13 protein-coding genes and 4 pseudogenes are annotated in these 17,767 nt (G+C 56.8%); 8 read left to right on the plus strand and 9 right to left on the minus strand.

All coding sequences use genetic code 11. The features are described from left to right. Window position 1 precedes the first annotated feature (1 nt). Entirely contained in the window at window positions 2–850 is an 849-nt protein-coding gene (locus JJB09_RS15900; protein ID WP_201660088.1) for a metallophosphoesterase, read from the plus strand. Window positions 851–1,039: 189 nt separating this feature from the next. Here JJB09_RS15900 and JJB09_RS15905 read toward each other — a convergent pair whose 3' ends face one another. The 4 genes from JJB09_RS15905 to JJB09_RS15920 form a co-directional block, all read right to left on the minus strand. Then, a complete protein-coding gene (locus JJB09_RS15905) occupies window positions 1,040–2,593 on the minus strand; it encodes a GumC family protein (RefSeq protein WP_201660091.1) in 1,554 nt (517 codons plus the stop codon). A gap of 157 nt (window positions 2,594–2,750) precedes the next feature. Beyond that, window positions 2,751–3,821 (minus strand): glycoside hydrolase family 5 protein, encoded by a 1,071-nt coding sequence (locus tag JJB09_RS15910; protein WP_201660094.1) that lies wholly within the window; start codon window positions 3,819–3,821, stop codon window positions 2,751–2,753. A 16-nt stretch (window positions 3,822–3,837) separates the two neighbouring features. After that, window positions 3,838–4,911 carry an acyltransferase family protein gene (locus tag JJB09_RS15915; protein WP_201660097.1) on the minus strand — a complete coding sequence of 358 codons (1,074 nt, stop codon included), beginning with the start codon at window positions 4,909–4,911 and terminating at the stop codon, window positions 3,838–3,840. 30 nt (window positions 4,912–4,941) lie between these two features. Further along, window positions 4,942–6,186 carry a hypothetical protein gene (locus tag JJB09_RS15920; RefSeq protein ID WP_246748751.1) on the minus strand — a complete coding sequence of 415 codons (1,245 nt, stop codon included), beginning with the start codon at window positions 6,184–6,186 and terminating at the stop codon, window positions 4,942–4,944. Between the two features lie 274 nt (window positions 6,187–6,460). Between JJB09_RS15920 and JJB09_RS15925 the strand changes: the two are divergent. The 5 genes and pseudogenes from JJB09_RS15925 to nadE all read left to right on the plus strand — a co-directional run. Then, window positions 6,461–6,538, plus strand: a pseudogene (locus tag JJB09_RS15925) (IS6 family transposase); the annotation flags it as partial. A gap of 298 nt (window positions 6,539–6,836) precedes the next feature. Then, a complete protein-coding gene (asnB, locus tag JJB09_RS15930) occupies window positions 6,837–8,768 on the plus strand; it encodes an asparagine synthase (glutamine-hydrolyzing) (protein ID WP_201660100.1) in 1,932 nt (643 codons plus the stop codon). A 10-nt stretch (window positions 8,769–8,778) separates the two neighbouring features. Next, on the plus strand, window positions 8,779–9,042 hold the full coding sequence (locus JJB09_RS15935) for an acyl carrier protein (RefSeq protein WP_201660103.1): 264 nt from the start codon (window positions 8,779–8,781) through the stop codon (window positions 9,040–9,042). A gap of 13 nt (window positions 9,043–9,055) precedes the next feature. Further along, window positions 9,056–10,609: a class I adenylate-forming enzyme family protein gene (locus JJB09_RS15940; protein WP_201660106.1), complete on the plus strand. Its 1,554-nt coding sequence runs from the start codon at window positions 9,056–9,058 to the stop codon at window positions 10,607–10,609. Then, a complete protein-coding gene (gene nadE, locus JJB09_RS15945; protein WP_201660109.1) occupies window positions 10,606–11,601 on the plus strand; it encodes an NAD(+) synthase in 996 nt (331 codons plus the stop codon). Before JJB09_RS15940 ends, nadE begins: the two co-directional genes overlap by 4 nt. A 108-nt stretch (window positions 11,602–11,709) precedes the next feature. Here nadE and JJB09_RS15950 read toward each other — a convergent pair whose 3' ends face one another. The 5 genes and pseudogenes from JJB09_RS15950 to JJB09_RS15970 all read right to left on the minus strand — a co-directional run. After that, the gene (locus JJB09_RS15950; protein ID WP_201660112.1) at window positions 11,710–12,804 is read right to left on the minus strand and encodes a hypothetical protein; all 1,095 of its coding nucleotides are present in this window, start codon (window positions 12,802–12,804) and stop codon (window positions 11,710–11,712) included. Next, window positions 12,801–13,478, minus strand: a complete 678-nt coding sequence (locus JJB09_RS15955) for a N5-glutamine methyltransferase family protein (RefSeq protein WP_246748752.1) — start codon at window positions 13,476–13,478, stop codon at window positions 12,801–12,803. Before JJB09_RS15955 ends, JJB09_RS15950 begins: the two co-directional genes overlap by 4 nt. Before the next feature lie 221 nt (window positions 13,479–13,699). Then, window positions 13,700–14,451: pseudogene (locus JJB09_RS15960) on the minus strand (IS6 family transposase). Window positions 14,452–14,687: 236 nt separating this feature from the next. Next, window positions 14,688–15,320, minus strand: coding sequence for an alpha/beta hydrolase family protein (locus tag JJB09_RS15965; protein WP_425523733.1), 633 nt, complete (start codon window positions 15,318–15,320; stop codon window positions 14,688–14,690). 84 nt (window positions 15,321–15,404) lie between these two features. Then, window positions 15,405–16,186 (minus strand): annotated as a pseudogene (locus JJB09_RS15970) (site-specific integrase); the annotation flags it as partial. Between the two features lie 21 nt (window positions 16,187–16,207). Here JJB09_RS15970 and JJB09_RS15975 point away from each other — a divergent pair. Continuing rightward, window positions 16,208–16,345, plus strand: a pseudogene (locus JJB09_RS15975) (SMC-Scp complex subunit ScpB); the annotation flags it as partial. Window positions 16,346–16,879: 534 nt separating this feature from the next. Beyond that, window positions 16,880–17,722, plus strand: coding sequence for an ABC transporter permease (locus JJB09_RS15980; protein WP_201660120.1), 843 nt, complete (start codon window positions 16,880–16,882; stop codon window positions 17,720–17,722). Window positions 17,723–17,767: the final 45 nt, after the last annotated feature.

Below are 17,767 nucleotides of genomic sequence, written 5' to 3' on the forward strand. Positions count from 1 at the left end.
ATTGAAAAAGATAATCGTATTAAGTGACATCCATCTTGGTCCATCTGGCACCGTGAAGTTCGGTCTGGACACGGCAGTGAGATTTGCCCGCGCACTCGATGATATCAACAAACTGTATGGAGATGCCGATCTCTGCGTCTTCGCCGGCGATATAGCCGATGAGGCCAATCCGGCAGCCTATCAGCTGTTTGAAGACATGCGCACGCGCCTTTCGATGCCGCAATACGTGCTTCTTGGCAATCATGATGACCGACAAGTCTATCTGGATAACTGCAAGGCTCCGATGCTGGATGTCGATGGCTTCGTGCAGGGCGCGCATGATCTGGGCGACACACGCATAGTCATGCTCGACAGCTCTGAGCCTGGTCACGTTGAAGGCATCCTGTGTCCGAAACGACTAAGCTGGCTCTCCGAGCAATTGTCAGCCGCCAAGGCCAAAAACCAACAGGTTGTTTTGATTATCCATCACAACCCACAGAAGCTATTTATGCCGGTGGACCGCTACAGTTTGGCGGAACCCGATATGCTTTTATCAGTTCTGAAAGAAAGTGGCGCTCGTATTCCTCTCATTATGGCGGGTCATTGCCATATCACCACGGCCGGAAGTTGGGGTGGCTTTCCAGTCGTGACGATCAGCGGAAATCAGCACAGCGTTGCGCCGTTTCTGCCGGGCATGACGGGCCAGCAAGCTTGCTACGAAGGACCCGCTCAGTTCGGCATTATCATGTGCGAAGAGGAAAACTGCACAGTACATTTCCATAGCTATATTAACCGGAATGTTGAGCTGCCTGCCGCAATGTTTCCATGGAAAAAGGACCAGTGGCAGAAGGTTCCAGATTTCTTACAATGAAAGGGCGTCGTTCAGGGGATAATCGCGACCTGTGTGAATGTTTGCGACAGGCCCACCGGGTAATGTCGGATTGGTTTCGTCAGAAGTTTGGACTTGCTTTGGAAAAGTGGAGGGGTTTCCCTTGAACTGAAAGGAAACCGGAATGCCGAAGCAAGACCGCTCAGAAGGCGCACAGGCCTGGAAGGATATTCAGCCGCGTGACAAATATGATCGAGAGCGATAGATGGGGCCACCATCAAATGCGTTGCGAAACAGCGCGGCCATCAATCCGATACCAAGCCCGAACATAAGGCCGCCAAAAAGCCCCGCAATCAAGAGCATGGCACGGCCAGGCGCATCAGCCGCAATTGGGGGAGTGGCTTCTGAAACGACTCGAATGTTGTTTTGTAAGAGGTTCTTCTCCTCGGTCGTCTCTCCTGCACGCTTGAGAACGGCCTCGTATATTTCCTTGTCGGCGGTGGCTTTGCGTTCAAGCTCCTTCAACTGCACCATCTCGGGTGAGATAGTCGATTGCAGCGACTTCTGGGCGGCAAGTTCACTCTGCAGGCTCTTCTCAGTTTTCGAGGCTTGATCGTATTCATCCTTGGCGCTCGACACCATGCGCGATAGCTCGTTTCTGAGCTCGCTCTTAAGCGTTTCCATCGAGGCCTTGGCTGCAATCAGAGATGGATGCCTGGAACCCATCTGGCTTTCGAGCCTTCCGAGGCTCGACGCAAGATTGGCATATTGGACACGGAGGCTGCTGAGCGTGCTGGAAGCAACGGTGTCTTTCAGCGTACCGTTGACCACGTCATTCACGTTGATACGAGTGGCGGAATCGAGTTTGGACTTGGCAGCTATCGTCGCCTGTTGAGTGGTGACCAAAAGATCGTTGAGCGCCGTCAGGCGCTTGTCGGAGATTAGGTCGCCTTCTGCTTCGATCAGATCATTTTCCGACCGGAATTGCTCCACCGCGCTTTCGGACTGTTCGACCTGCTTTCTCAGTTCATCCAACCGCCCTTGAAAGGCCGAGTTTATCGTCGCGTACTTGTCAAGCTTCCTCTGCTTCTCTTGATTGAGGAAAGTCTCGACCAGTGCATTCGCTATCTTGGCTGACTGTGTGGGCGAACCGGTCGTTACCTGGACTTCGGTGATGTAGGTATCGTCCGCACGCGTGATCTTGATAGCTTTCTTTAGGGACCCAACGACATCCTCGACGGTTCCGCCGGCGCTGGGGAGATCTCTGGTAAGCCTCAGCTTCATCACTACGGGCCAGACCACACTGTCGAGAGCAATGATTTTCGTTTGGCTGTCAATCGTCGCTTTCATGACTTCGGATTGCACACTCACGTCGCGACCTTCCTGGGAGGTGCGGATCGATGTAGGATCAAAATAGAGTGTCGATATAGCTGAATACTTGCTAGGAATTGTAATGGCGAACCCTGAACCACCCAACATGCCGGCGGCCACAAGACACAGCATCATGCCACGATAGGACCAGCCGATTCGCATCACAGAGAGAAGATCGATCAGGGGAATTCTTGTTCTGTGTTCGGCTGTCTGCTCATCGGCGGTTTCAAAGTAGTCCCGCTTTTCCGCCGAAGGATCTGGCTGTTCCAGCGATTTCGAGTCCGGCGCCTTTTTGGAAGCGATATACTGCGAGTATAGAACGACTGGCTTCTTGCTTCGAGTGTACGATCCGTCGGGGCGGATGCCTAATCGTGCCGTTGCAGCGGAAGGCGCTGTGCGATCTTGTTCTGACATTAGGTCGCTCTTCGAATTGTCTTCGTCTAGTCGATTGATAAAAATCAATAAACTTTTGTAGTTAATAATTGGTTTGCTCTGATCTGCTCTGATCCCTCAAAACGGGATCGTTTGTAATTGGGCACCGTGGGAAGATCCAAGGGCGGAGCCTTTACCGTTACTGCATGCTGCAGGCACCGGGCGCCTTGGAGGACGTGCCCATTTCTGAAAGCAGCGAGAGCAACTGCGGCTTATCGCCCGCTTCTGTCGGCTGTATGTTCATGTTTTCCGTTGGCGACCACCAGTCGCCGCCCGCCCAGTATGTCCAACCCAGCCAAACATCAGAGTTATCGCCGAGCGTTCTTACCGTCGATGCAATCGCTTCCAAACAGGCAGGCTGGTGCGACCCGCCGAATTCACCGAGAAAGGCTTTTTGGCCATGCTGCCTCAGCCATGTCGTCATTTTATCAAATGACGCTGCGACTTCCGTGGCTTTCGTGCATTCCGCATGGGTTCCCGAGGAATCCTCGTCAAAATATGTGTGAACTTCGAAGGCATATCGGTCCAGCGAGTCTTTTACGCCGAGCATGACCTCGGCATTGGAGCCGCTGCCGAAATCGACCTGCCAACTCCTGACACCGCTCCAATGCGTACCCGGCACTAAAATAAGGTTGCGAGCCTTCGCTGCCCTTATCCCGGTAATCGCTCCATTGACGGCCTTCAGCCAGTTCGTGGCACTGATATCGTAGGGCTCGTTCATCAACCCGAAAACAACGTGATCCTCATTGGCGAACTCGACGGCCAACCGAGTCCAGAAGTTAGCAAATTGACGAGTGGAGACCTTTTCTGACGTGACGCGATCGGGTCCGTAATAGCCGAAGTTATGAGGGTCGAGAACTACTGTGAACCCCTTTGCTCTAAGTCCATCGACCGCATTTCTTAGCCGCTCCATCTCAGCAGAGTCGAATCGCTCGCCCAATCTTGGTTGCAGTCTTTCCCACTTGAAAGGAAGCCTAACGGTGTCGAATCCTTTCTCCGCAAAATAGGTTTTGGTCTTTTCGGTCGGATATAAGAAATGGGTACCTTCAATACCGTCCACCTCACCATATTCGGCACCGGACAGGTTGACGCCCCGGAAACAAAGATCATCGGATCCAGCATGGGCTGGAGAAAGCGGCATCAAGGCGACAGCCGTCGCAAATAGAGTCCTAAAGGCAGGCCAGGGCGCAGTCGCGCTACGAGAATCCATTATTGGTCCCCATTTCCTATTCGGTTGCAGCCGCAATCTTGTCCGGCGTCGATGATCGTCGGAGTGCGCCTCTGCGACTGAGATAACGATCGACCGGAGACTCGAAGAACGCGTGAACGAGTATCCCGACAAGCACGGATAGTCCGAGGGACATGCCGACGAAGAGGATCTCGTTCTTCAGCGCATCAAACGGTACAAGGCCGTAAAGCATCCTGGCACCGGCGAGTACGAAAATGTGCGTGATATAGATGCTATAGGATGCGTCGCCCAGATAACGAAGCCAAGACAAAGTCGGCAACTTTGAGAAATTCATTGCCGTCGCAGCATACACGATGATCGCCGCGGGGACGCCCATCTTAAACAGTCTATCGACGGGGAGATGGGAATAGTCGAGGACGAGCAGGACGATCGTCGCTACGGCAATCAGCGACAGCGACAGCGCCGGCTTGACGGCGAGCCGGTGTCCCGCGACGTAGAAATGGCCCAATACCGTACCAGCTACGAATTCGAATACGACGAGATTGCCGTAGAACAGCGATGCCGTATTTTCGGTGGGCATCAACCAGCAAGATACCGACATGAGGACGAAGGCGCCGATCATCGAAACTAGCCGGACTGCTCGAGGAAGCAGCAGCAGCGCACCGAACATGAGATAGAAATACATTTCGTAGTTTAGTGTCCATCCGGGCACGATAACAGGGGCTATCATTGCACCCGACGGATCTGCCGGGTTGATCCAGGGAATGAAGAACAACGAGGCCAGCATGTGCGGAGCATCGAAGACGGTTGAGCGCAGAATGGAGGGCACGATAAGCGCGATAAGCGCGGCGAGGATCGTGGCTGACCAATAGAGCGGAACGATACGCCGTATACGTTTCCAATAGAAATCACCCATGGAAATCTGCTTGCCGCTGGTAGTAATCCACATGACGAAGCCGCTCAGGACAAAGAAGAGGTCGACGCCACTTTCACCGAAGGCCGCGCCGGCGAGCGCAGCATTAGGATCCAGCTTTTGAAGTTGAAGGATGGCGTGGAAATACACCACCAACAGTGCGGCGATCGCGCGTATGTACTGAATTTGAACCAACATCGAGCGTTCCCAATACGTTCTGTTGCCTGGTCAACGACGTATCTGCGGTGGCCGTCCGCCGTCCGAAACGTTCATATATCCGACTAACAACCACAAAAGCCCAGCGATCTTAATGGAAAAAACCGCTGTACCGCCGATCATCATGTTCATAAAAAAGAAAATAGAAAGTGAATATGCACATCGCCTTTGAGCTGGCGTTCTCCCTACCGGGAAGAAACATACAAATAACCAAAGAGCTGTAAAGCCGAAGATTGTGCTCGCGACGACGACATAGACATAGCCGCTATCCATCAATTCGGCGATACTTGGAATGCCAAGGCCCAAGATAGCCGGAAAATCTAATTCTATTATCTTTTTAACTGTCAGAACTACTCGGCCATCCAAATCGTCTCCGACAGCCTCGGGCGACACGATGTAGACAAGGAAACCAGCAATCACCACCAGCGGCATGATCAGGAGCGAAAGAGACTTGTCTAGGCGGGGAAAAACAAAATAACCAACATAGCACATGCTGGCGAACATCAGCATCGTACGTGAGTCGTTCGTGACTAGGATTAGTGCAATCGTGAACATGAAGAGTACACGATCGAAGATCCTCGTCTCCTTGAACATGGAAATCAAGAAAACCAGCAGCACGCCGGAAAAATTGGCAAGCGAAACCTGCTCGACGAACAAGGACGATGTCCGATGGTCGGCGATATTGAACGAGAAGCGGCCTGGAATCTTGATCGAATTCTGAAAGAGCTTTGACCCACCGAAGGAAATCTGCTCGAGCCCTCTAGTGTTGCGAAAATAATTCGCCGGTTCGAACAGGTCTTCAAAGATCTTTGTCCACCATGTTTCGACAATAAGGACTCCGAGCACCAGCAAGCATGCGACGCGAAATGTGATAATTATGGTCTGCTTGTTGGCATAAGTGCCGAGAAGACCGAAGCAGCATATGATCAGTGTATTACGAAAAAAATCGACGAAGACAGTTTTGTTTATCACCGAGACGTAGCTAGCAATCAAGAGATTGAAGATCACGAAGATAACCACGATTATATCTTCTCGATAAATCCCGCGATTGAGGACATAGAGAAGTGCCGCCGCAAGAACGGCAATCTCCGTTACCGCGACATGCGCGAATGCCATCGGCATGACGTGAGCGTTTATGATGGATAGACCACCGTTATAAAGAACGGCCGCTAACGCCATCGCACATATGGCAATGCTCGCCGCCTCTTTGTGCTCAAGTGTGGCGTAATGAACGGTAGAGTTGGTGAGCTGACTCATGCGGTATCGGTCAAAGGGCGCTGAGAGGGGGTGAATCGCCCCGGCTTTGCCGGAGACCGTTTGGTTTAAGTTATGCGGCCAATGCTGGTTTGTCCAGCATGGCGTAGTATCGTTTTTCCGCTTCGGCTGACCGGGCGTGTCGCAAACTTCCGTGTTTAACCCGATGGACCATCAGAAGAGAAATTCGCGCTCCAAATCTTGTGGAGCGTGCCGATGATTCTGGATGCCATTACCGAAAAGCTGAAGCGCCGGTCTAAAGAAGATTTCAAGGGCCGGCGGCGGCTGGACGATCAACGATCAGAACGATCTGCTTGCGCGCCTCTTCGGACTGAAAAAGATTAACAAAGCATGAAAAGGGCGTCGTTCAGGGGATAATCGCGACCTGTGTGAATGTTTGCGACAAGCCCGCTTTGGTCTCGCTAAATGGAGCGTCACCCTTCGCACGCACAGCACCTCCAACGTCCCTTCAACAAGATTGATTTCATATCTGCGTACCAGGGTGAGAACTACTGATGAAGACGACGGCTTGCTTTCACAACTTCCACCGATCGCAATCAGTTAACCACTTGACCTGGCTCAGTCATGCAACGGGCAGGCGGTAACGGCCCGTTATCTTCTGAGCGATAACGTCGGTCGATAAGGAGGTCCCTATGTGCGGCATCGCCGGGTATTTCGGACACGTTCCAGACGGAGCGAATTTGCTTTCCCGTATGGCCGGCGCGATCGTGCATCGCGGACCGGATGGGCAAGGCGTGTCTTCGTGGCCGAACGCCGGTTTGGCGCACCGCCGCCTCGCGATTGTCGACCTCGCGAATGGCCAACAGCCGATGTCGACCGAGGACGGCAGGTTCTCAATCTCGTTCAACGGCGAGATTTTCAACCACGTCGAACTACGGCGGGAGCTTGAGGCCAAGGGACGCCGCTTCAGAACCGCGACAGACACCGAAGTCATCCTGCATCTCTATGAGGAACTCGGAGAACGATCCCTTTCCCTGCTGAACGGCGATTTTGCTTTCGCGGTCTGGGATTCTGTCCGGGAACAAATGTTTCTCGCACGCGACAGGATGGGCGTGAGGCCGCTCTTCTACACCCGTCATCGCGCGGCTGTATATTTCGCCTCCGAGGTGAAAGCTTTGTTGCAGGTGCCGGGGCTTCAGGCCACGCTTGACACCGTTGCCCTCGACCAGATTTTCACGCTCTGGGCACCGTTGGCCCCGCGGACGGCATTCAAGAATATCTTCGAACTGGAGTCTGCGACATATGCCATCGTGGATCGAGACGGCGTAAGGACCAGCCCCTACTGGAGACTGGAATTTCCGGACCATGGTGACCACTCGCCGACAGATGCAACCGACGAACTCGGCGATCTCTTGGCTGATGCAGTCCGGCTACGGCTCAGGGCGGACGTCCAGGTCGGCTGCTATCTTTCCGGCGGCCTCGATTCTTCCCTCGTGGCGGCGATTGCCTCTGAACAGGGCGGCCAGCCTCTGCGAACGTTCGCACTCGCCTTCGAAAGCTCGGAGCACGACGAGCGCCTTTTTCAACAGATCGTGGCCGACCGATTGGGTACGCGGCATGTTCAGACGGTGATCGCTAATGGCGATGTGGCGCTGGATTTTCCTGATGTCGTCCGCCATACGGAACGGCCCGTCATCCGTTCAGCTCCAGCCCCTCTTTTCTCGCTCGCCCGGACAGTGAGAGCCGACGGAATCAAAGCCGTTCTGACGGGAGAAGGAGCCGACGAGATCTTCGCCGGATACGATATCTTCAAGGAGGCGAAGGTGCGGCGGTTTTGCGCTCGTCAGCCCGCTTCGAAAAAGCGTCCGCTTCTGTTCCGAAAACTCTATCCCTATCTTCCGAATCTCAATCGGCAGCCAGCCGAGTACCTCTCGGCCTTTTTCTCCGTTGGAGCGGAAGACCTCGCCGATCCGCTGTTCTCGCACCGACCGAGGTTCAAGTCGACAGCCGCGTCGAAGATGTTCTTTTCCGAAGACCTGCGACGAACGCTTGGACGTTACGACGCGGCCGAGGAGATGGCGTCCCTCCTGCCCGACGACTTCCGCCGCTGGCATCCGCTGCACCAGGCGCAGTACCTCGAAACACGCTTCCTGCTCCCCGGTTACATCCTTTCCAGCCAAGGGGACCGGATGGCCATGGCGCACGGTGTTGAAGGACGCTTCCCCTTCCTCGACCATCGGCTGGTCGAGTTCGCTGCCCGGCTTGCGCCTGAACGGAAGCTCCGGGGACTGGACGAAAAACACATCCTGCGCCGCGTTGCCAGAGACCGTCTGCCCGAGGTGATCGCCGAACGCAGGAAACAGCCTTATCGAGCGCCTGACAGCGAAGCCTTCGTCGGAAGAGGCACGCATGGATTCGTCGACGCGGCACTTCGGCCGGAAACCGTCAAGGAGTTCGGGGTCTTCGATCCGGCGAAAGTGAAAAGGCTGCACGAGAAATGTGCGGCAAACCCTTCATCCGGGTTCAGGGACAATTCGGCGTTCATGGGAATATTGTCGACCCAGCTTTGGCAGCAGACCTTTTCTGAGGGATCGGCGGCAAGGGCCGCCACCTCGGCAGCGTAAAGAGAGAAAAATGTTCAGCAATCCAGTGGTAGAGATAAGAAGATTCATCGTCGAAAACTTCTTGTTCGGAGACGAAAGCGCCATGACCGGCGACAAGGAATCCCTGATAGACAACGGGATCCTGGACTCCACCGGCGTGCTCGAACTCGTGGCGTTCATCGAGGAGACCTACGACTTCACGATGGCCGATGAGGAAATCATTCCCGCAAACCTCGATTCCGTCGTCCGGATCGCGGGCTTCGTGATGTCGAAGACGGTACGCCAATCGGCGTAAGCGGAGGTCGGCGATGCGCTTCGAACGGTTCCTGGACGATAGTTCAAGGCGTTTCGCCTCCAAGACGGCGATCGTCGCCGGATCCACGCGAATGACCTATCAGGAGTTGGACCCTCTCTCGCAGGGGCTCGCCAATGTCCTGTTCGAGCATGGCGTGCGCAGCGGCGACCGCGTGCTCGTCTTCATGGACAATTGCGCCGAAGCGGCTGTTTCCATTTTCGGCATCTTGCGGGCCGGTGGCGTGTTCAGCGTTATCAACCCTTCCACCAAGGCCTCGAAGCTCGCCTACATCATCGACGATTGCGAACCCGCTGCCATCCTGACGTCGGGTCGTTTGCTGCAGATCGCCCGGCAGGCTCTTAAAGAAGCCGCGACACCCCGCCCGCCGTTCGTGCTGGCGACAGGTATCGATGCGGAAGAGATGACCACCAGCAGGATCGGGTCGTTCGAAGCCTGCCGTTCCGGGCCTTCCGGTCCCGTGAGGCATGGGGGTACGGAAGATGACCTCGCGATGCTCGTCTACACGTCGGGTTCCACCGGGCGGCCCAAGGGCGTGATGATGACGCATCGCAACGTCGAGGCGGCTTCGAAGTCCATTATTTCCTATCTCGAGAGCACTCCCGACGACATCATTTTCAACGTGCTGCCACTTGCCTTCGACTATGGCCTCTACCAGTTGCTGATGTCGGTCCGCCTCGGCGCGACGCTGGTGCTGGAGAAATCCTTCGCGTTTCCTTCCGCGATGCTCGACATGATGCGCCGCGAGAAGGTCACCGGCCTCCCTCTGGTCCCGACGATGGCGGCAGTCCTGCTGCGCATGCGCGATCTTGCCCCGGGATCGCTGCCAACGCTGCGTTACATCACAAACACGGCGGCGGCGCTGCCCGTCGACCACATTGCCGATTTGCAACGGCTGTTTCCGGATGCGCTTCTCTATTCGATGTACGGGCTTACGGAATGCAAGCGCTGCACCTACCTGCCTCCTTCGGAGCTGGGACGGAGACCGGATTCGGTGGGCATCCCCATTCCCGGCACGGAGGCGTTCGTGGTGGGCGGCAAGGGAGAAATCGTAGAGCCCGGCGAAATCGGCGAATTGGTCGTGCAGGGACCGCATGTCATGCGGGGCTACTGGCGCGACGAGGTCGCCACCGCTGACGCTTTGCGACCCGGACCGAACCCGCTGCTCCCGGCACTGCACACGGGAGACCTCTTTCGTCGAGACGAGGATGGCTTCCTGTATTTCGTCGGGCGTCGGGACGACATCATCAAGACAAGGGGTGAGAAAGTCGCTCCCAAGGAGGTGGAAGCGGTTCTCCATACCCATCCCGGCGTCGCCGAAGCGGTGGTGACGGGCGTCGCCGATCCCGTCCTGGGCCAAGCCGTCTCCGCTTTGGTGGTCATCCGCGACAAGAGTGTCACGGTCGGCGAACTCATCCGCCATTGCCAACGCGATCTCGAGGATTTCATGGTTCCGAAACACCTGGCTCTCACCGAAAGCCTGCCGAAGACCGATACGGGCAAGGTCAGCCGGAGGCTTGCAGCGGCGTTATTGGAGGCGGACCTTTGAACGGTCGCGGCACGCAACAGGCGGATGCGGCGTTTCTCGATATCGATAGCGCCGCGGAAATCGACCGCATCGCGGTGGCCATGCGCAGCCAATTGCGGGCAATGAAGAAGCGCGGGCTGATCCTGGGGCTTTCCGGCGGCATCGACTCCAGCGTCTGCGCGACTCTCGCGGTCAAGGCGGTCGGAGCGAAGAACGTGCTAGCCCTGCTGATGCCGGAGCAAGACTCGGAGTCCGACAGCGGCCGGCTGGGCAGGCTTGTCGCTGATCGGCTGGGGATTGAATACGTTGAAGAGGACATCGCACCCACTCTTGCGGCGCTAGGGTGCTATGCACGGCGGGACGCCTTTATCAGGCAGGTCGTGCCGGATTATGGTCCAGGATGGCGTTCCAAGGTCGTCATTGCCGAACTGGCCTCACATGACGGCTTTCGCCTATCATCGCTGGTCGTCGAGGACCCGGACGGAAACAAGGAGACGCACCGCCTGTCCTTGTCGGCGTATCTGGGCATCGTCGCTGCCACCAGCATGAAGCAGCGCACCAGGAAGCTGATCGAATATTACCACGCCGATCGGCTGAATTTCGCGGTGCTCGGCACGCCAAACCGCCTTGAGTTCGACCAGGGCTTCTTCGTCAAGAATGGCGACGGCGCTGCGGACCTGAAACCTATCGCGCATCTTTACAAGACCCAGGTCTATGCACTGGCGGCATCACTCGGGATCCCCGATGAAATCCAGCGCCGTCCGCCGACGACCGACACCTACAGCCTGTCGCAGACGCAGGAGGAGTTCTACTTCTCCCTGCCATACGCCCAGATGGACATCTGCCTGTTCGGCTTGAACAACGGCCTCTCGGCCGATAGCGTCGGATTTGCCGCCGGGCTGGCACCCGAACAGGTGGAGCGCGTCTGGCGGGACATTCGCTCCAAACGGAAAACGACCGCCTATCTGCACTCCAAGGCGCAACTCGCAGGAGAGGTTCCCGAAGTCTCCTAGAGCAATTCCAGCAAAAGAGCGCAGCGGTTTTGTGTTCGGGATTGCGTTAAAATAGAGGGCTAGAGCGCTTCCGCGATTCGGAGAAAAGCGGAAATGCTCTAGGGTCTGTCAGTCGAACTTTCCGCCGATGTGGCGACCCCAGCTTTCTCCGGCGAGGCCGTTCACAAAGGCTTTTCCTGCAGCGAAGCAATCGAGGACCGCTTCATCACGCGAAAACACGATGGTGGAGGAGGCGTTGGCAAAGAATATGCCCTTGCCGAGCATGGCATGCAGAAACGCCTGCTGTGTACGTCCGCGCAGGCCCGCCGCTCCGCGCTGATCGGCGTCATGGAGCATAATATCGACTACCGTTCCCTCCATCCCGGGTCGGGCGAGTATTTGCAGCACGCGGCCCACGCCGCCCTCGTGGAGATGATAGAGAACTGCTCCGACCGGCACGCCATCCGGCCTCGTGACCAGCACGGCGACAGGTTCCCCGTAGAGGGGCTTTTCAAATGCCTCGCGCACCGTATACCGCAGCAGTCTTTCTTCCCAAGAAAGCCGCAATTCGTAATGCGTCGTCAGGGGCACGATGGCATCTGCGAACTCGCCCGCATCGACACGCGTGACGAGGAGCCCGCCCATCGCGCTTCGGGCCTGCTCCTTGCCGGGGCCGCCTCGTTTGTACAGGCGGTCCAGGGTGCGGGCAGCCGGAAGCACCAACTTGCGAAGCGGGGATTTCCTCAAGACCATGTCGCAGCCGAACGCCGCGGGTCTGAGGATGCGCATCCACTCCAGGCTGTAGGGAGCGAGTACCGTGCCCCTCAGGGCGCGGGCCATATCGAGCGAAGTCTTGTTTGCCGTTTCGCTAAGCGACAGGTCTTGTGGCCCCGACAGGAAGGACTTCAGCAACCTCGCGCCCGCGGTAGGGTTTTTCTCGCGGTCCCGCACCATCAGCGCGCCACAAAAGGCGGCCTTCAACGTGCTGCCCTTGAACGTCATCGGCACAACATTGACGCCGACGAAACCCGAGACGACGCCTCCACCGTCGACGTGAACCAGCGACGGGATCTCGGCATCCACGGTCGGCCCGCCGAGATAGAACTCACCAAGGCATTTCGCCAAGCCGGGCGACGGCGTGGCACGCGGCTTAAGAAACGTGTCCTGGTAGAGAGCCGCGACCTCGCCGATATCTCTCTCCTGAAGCGGCCGGACATGACTCACGCTGTCGATCTCCCATTCGGTTCTCCCGCGGGAGCAAAGCGCCGCGCGACGGCGACGCGAGGCACGCCGTTGGCATCCGCTATGAATTCGGCGGGATGATACGCCTTGCTGCGTGCGATGAGCGTGCCGACCTGCCGAGCCTGCCCCTCCCCGAATTCACACAGCAGAAAACCGCCGGGCTTGAGGAAAGCGACGGCTTCACGAACCAGCCGTTGATGGACCGAGATACCGAAGGGACCACCGTCGAACGCCTCACGCGGTTCGTCAACCAGAAGATCGGCTTTCGGCCCGTCGAGCCGCGACGTCGAAATATAAGGAGGATTGCAGACGATCATGTCGATCGTTCCCTCGAGCCTGTCATCCGTGAAGGCGGCAAACAAGTCGCCCTGGCGGACCTCGATTCGGTCCGCCAGGGCGTTGAGTTCACAGTTGAACTTCGCAACTTGCATCGCAGCAGATTTCAAGTCGGCAGCCCACACCTTGCAGTGGGCAACCCGCGCGGCGATCGCGACCGCCAAATTGCCGCTGCCGCAGCACATGTCGATCACCCGAAGAGTCCTGTCCACCGGGAACTCGAGGAGGCATTGCACGGCGTGGTTCCCCAGCGTTTCTGTTTCGCGGCGCGGCTTGAGGACGCCTTCCGGCGCGATAACATCGACGCCCATGAATTTCATCGAGTTTCGTTGTTCGTCCGTCGGCATGGCTGTCCCGTGGTGTATGAACCGATCTAGGCAGCATCGAACACGAATCCTACTAAATTCGTACTAATACGGCGGCGATTCTGCTTTACGAGCTCCCTGGGAAAGGGAATCTCTCACCGCAGTTGTTTACATCGCAGACGGGCTTGTCGCAAACATTCACACAGGTCGCGATTATCCCCTGAACGACGCCCTTTTCATGCTTTGTTAATCTTTTTCAGTCCGAAGAGGCGCGCAAGCAGATCGTTCTGATCGTTGATCGTCCAGCCGCCGGAAAAGCCGAAGCCCTTCCTCAGCCACAGCATCGCTTCAAAACCGGCAATCGTTCGCCTCGCCGTTTTGAAGGTCTGGAAACCGCCGATTCTAGGCATGTTCTTCTTCACCCGAAATGGTCGCTCTCGATGCCTTGCTGGAGATGCTTGGTGACGCAATGCACGGGATCTGGATGCAACAGTCCATCATCGACTGACGTTTTGATCGCCGACGGGAAGGTATTGGCGCCATCCGTGCCGATCTTTTCAGGCGAGAGCAAGGGCTCGTTCTTCAGCATCTTGCGGAAGACGCGCTTGGCAGCATCCAGATCACGCCTTGCAGTCAGCAGGAAATCGACGGGGTTTCCGTGCTTGTCGATGGCTCGATACAGATATCGCCATTTGCCGCGTATCCTGATGTAGGTTTCGTCAATCCGGACCGATCCGCAATGGGGCCGGCGGAACTGGCGAAGCCGCTTCTCGATCATCGGCGCAGAGGCCAGAACCCACCTGTTGATCGTGCTGTGATCGACCCAAACCCACGTTTGCGAAACATTTCTTCCAGATCCCGATAGCGGAGCGGATAGCGCAGATTACCATGCCACCGCCTGCACGATCAGCCGTGCCTCGAAATGCCGGCCCTTGAAATCTTCTTTAGACCGGCGCTTCAGCTTTTCGGTAATTGCATTCAGAATCATCGGCACGCTCCACAAGATTTGGAGCGCGAATTTCTCTTCTGATGGTCCATCGGGTTAAACACGGAAGTTTGCGACACGCCCGAATTCGGGCTTGGACCGATGCTGATGGCTTTGCTCAAGGCAAATGGCGGCAACGCGCGGAAGGCGGGGTAGGGGATGATTTATGGTTGGAGGTCGTGGGAGTTCAAATTGAATCGCGACGACGGATCTCGCCTGGAATGTGACTGCGGCAAGCGTTACGTCACCAGTCGGCCGGCCCATAGCTTGGCAGTTGCCGCCATCGTTGCGAGATGGTCGGATGCGCTAAAGCCGGAAATGGCCTTGCGCGGCTTGAGATCATGATCGCCATCCTCGAGCCAGAGAAACGCTATCGCATTGGAGAGCCTGTAATTGGCAACTTCGTCCCTGGTTCCAAACTGGTCGCGTGTTCCCTGGCAGATCAGCGCAGGCGTCTTGATCTGCTCCAAATGCCGCGTGCGCAGACTTTCTGGCTTGCCTGGCGGGTGGAACGGATAACCGAGGCAGAGCAGACCGGCAATTTGCCGGGAGGCGTAGAGTTCATCGGCGACCATGCTGGCCACGCGACCGCCCATCGATTTGCCGCCGATGATCAACGGGGTTTTTGCATCAAGAGCCGCAATCGCTGCCAGGTACTCTCCCTTCAGAGTTTCTGCTTTCGGTGGAGGCTTGCGCGTGCCGGCGTTTCGGCGGGCTGCCATGTAGCCGAACTCAAATCGCGCGACGCGAAAACCGGTAGCAACAAGCGCTGCGGTAGCGGCAGTCATCGCTGCCGAATCCATCGGCGCGCCTGCACCATGCGCGAGCAGGATTGTCACGCGAGCATGATCGAGTCCATCAACGAGAAACATTTGATGCAAAAGGCTCTCCATCGCTAAAAACTTACCGTTCATCAGGCCCGTGACAATCTTGGTCGCAGCAATGCCCTGGACGTATCACAAACCGGCTGCCTTGGTGAGATTAATCCTGAACCGGTCGGGTCGGCGCTGATACTTGCGCGTCATTTCTGCCGATGCATGCCCAAGCTGCTTTTGCACATAGCGTTCGTCGACCTCGGCCGACGAAGCGAGACCCGCGCCTAGCGAATGGCCGGCAAATTTCTGCGCTCGTTCGGCTTCGCTGAGATCACCGCGCACGCCCGCCGCCAGCGCTGGGCGCTTTACCAGCTTTGCCACTTCCTGATCATGCAGGCGATCGGGGCCGACAGCCTTGCCTTGCCCGGTCACGCGGCGAAAAATCGGGCCATGGTGAATTTTTGCGAGTTTGAGCCAAGTCTGGACGGCAACAACCGGGCAGGTGGCATCGGATGAGCCACGACCAATCTCGACTTCGCGCCACCCAGTCTTTTCCCGGATCGTGAGCGGAATGCCCTTATCCAAAATCTCGATCCAGCCCGAACAATCGTCGGTTTGGTCGCGACTGACGTCAAGGTCGACGATTTCAGAGCGTCGTAAGCCGCCGGCAAATCCCACAGCAGCATGGCGCGATCCCGCAAGCCTCGCAGAGTGCCACGGTCGAGCGTTTCAAGCATGGCCAGGATGTCTTCTGGCAGCACGGCTTCCTTCTGGCGGGGAGGGGATGCATGCGTGTTGCGGATACCGGCGAGCACGGTTGCAATATGCCGATCCTTCCGGTCCAACGACAAGCCGCGCTGGGAAAAATTCCAGATGAGCGAGGACAGCCGCCTTTCGATCGTCGCCACCGAATTCGGTTGCTGCTCGCCCGGAGTTACTCCCCCCCGAAGCCGGGCGCGCCTTACACCTATGTGACGACGAAGCACTTCCTTTGCGCATTCGGCTTCGACACGCTGCGTGACCTTCCGGACATCGGGGCGATGGAGGATGCAGGACTGTTGAGCCGCCGGCCGATAGAGTGAAAGGTATCGGGCGCAGCACTATTACGCCTGTAGGTGGCATAGAGGTCAAAGCGTCAGCGACGGTTTCCGCGGCTGATTTCAAGGGGGCACAGACTTCCGTTTGGGTGTCGTGCTCTACGACGGCGATGCAGTTCTCCCCTTTAGGGACCGCCTCTGCGCCGCGCCGCTCTCAGGCCTTTGGAGCTAGGCAATCTGGCTACCGAAACCATCATCAATTAGGACCTCCGTTCGAATTCCCTGAAAGCGGGCTCAGGCTGCGGAGCTGACTTCCGCATTGGCCAGCTTGGCTTGGTACGAAGTACCTCAACCACAGGATTGTTGGTCGTGGTTCCGTTCCTCTCACGCGATATTGCCTAGGTCGGTTTTCCACCATCGAACCAAAGGCCGGGCCACGACAGTTCCGCCTATTTCACAATTGCTAAGTTGTGCAGAAGATTCCTTCCGCTTCTGTGCGGAAAATAGAAACTCATTTCTCGTTTCATAGCATCATATAATACATAAAAAATATAGAAAATATGTTTTAAGGATTTGGCAATGGCAATTGAAACTGTTGACCCGCACGACGGGTGGATGTCGAATTCCCGTTTGCCGGACGGAGCTGTGGCCGGCACTCTGCGTTTGCTGGAGCCGGTGTTTCGCAATTGTCTGGCGATCGCCCTTTTCCTTCTGCTTTGGGAACTGGCCCCACGCGTCGGCTTGATCAACCGGACGTTTCTGCCACCCTTTTCCGAGATCATCGTCAAGGGCGTCGAGTATGCGTGGTCCGGCCAATTGCTGCCGCAGATACTGGTGAGTGTCGGCCGGGCGGCAGGCGGGTTTAGCTTGGGCGTCGTGACCGCGGTTCCACTTGGGATATTGCTCGGTTGGTACAGGCCGCTTGAAGCCTACCTCAACCCGCTGCTGCAACTGCTGCGCCAGACCAATCCGGTGTCGCTCTTTCCGGCCTTCATCTTGTTCTTCGGGATCGGATATTTCACAAATGTGGCGATCATCTATTGGGTGGTGGTCTGGCCGATCCTGCTCGGCACGACGAGCGGCGTGCGCTATGTCGACCCATTGTTGGTTAAATACGCACGCTCCGTGGGACTCTCCGACTGGCAACTGCTTCTCAAGGTGGTACTGCCGTCGTCAGTGCCATCGATCATCACGGGCATGCGGCTGGCAGTCACCTATTCTTTCCTGATGCTTGTCGTTTCGGAGATGGTCGGGGCGTCGAGCGGCCTTGGCTACATGATCGTCAATGCTCAATACTTGCTGAGCATTCACCTCCTCTATGTCGGCGTCATCGTCCTTGCCCTCCTGGGCATCGCCAGCAACTGGCTTCTGGTTGGGCTGGAACGCCGCCTGACCTCATGGAAGCAGGACATCAATCCCTGAACCAAAACCATTCCGGCAAGCGCTAACCTTCCACGTCGGCCGGCA

Source organism: Phytoamicus setariae (genome assembly GCF_016722925.1).
Classification (GTDB): Bacteria; Pseudomonadota; Alphaproteobacteria; order Rhizobiales; family Rhizobiaceae; genus Rhizobium_E; species Rhizobium_E setariae.

Bases quoted from the DNA above. Each gene is read 5' to 3' on its own strand.
- JJB09_RS15910 (WP_201660094.1), bottom strand. From the start codon at position 3,821: ATGGATTCTCGTAGCGCGACTGCGCCCTGGCCTGCCTTTAGGACTCTA.
- JJB09_RS15920 (WP_246748751.1), bottom strand. From the start codon at position 6,186: ATGAGTCAGCTCACCAACTCTACCGTTCATTACGCCACACTTGAGCAC.
- JJB09_RS15955 (WP_246748752.1), bottom strand. From the start codon at position 13,478: ATGAAATTCATGGGCGTCGATGTTATCGCGCCGGAAGGCGTCCTCAAG.
- JJB09_RS15915 (WP_201660097.1), bottom strand. From the start codon at position 4,911: ATGTTGGTTCAAATTCAGTACATACGCGCGATCGCCGCACTGTTGGTG.
- asnB (WP_201660100.1), top strand. From the start codon at position 6,837: ATGTGCGGCATCGCCGGGTATTTCGGACACGTTCCAGACGGAGCGAAT.
- JJB09_RS15940 (WP_201660106.1), top strand. From the start codon at position 9,056: ATGCGCTTCGAACGGTTCCTGGACGATAGTTCAAGGCGTTTCGCCTCC.
- JJB09_RS15965 (WP_425523733.1), bottom strand. From the start codon at position 15,320: ATGTTTCTCGTTGATGGACTCGATCATGCTCGCGTGACAATCCTGCTC.
- JJB09_RS15980 (WP_201660120.1), top strand. From the start codon at position 16,880: ATGGCAATTGAAACTGTTGACCCGCACGACGGGTGGATGTCGAATTCC.
- JJB09_RS15935 (WP_201660103.1), top strand. From the start codon at position 8,779: ATGTTCAGCAATCCAGTGGTAGAGATAAGAAGATTCATCGTCGAAAAC.
- JJB09_RS15905 (WP_201660091.1), bottom strand. From the start codon at position 2,593: ATGTCAGAACAAGATCGCACAGCGCCTTCCGCTGCAACGGCACGATTA.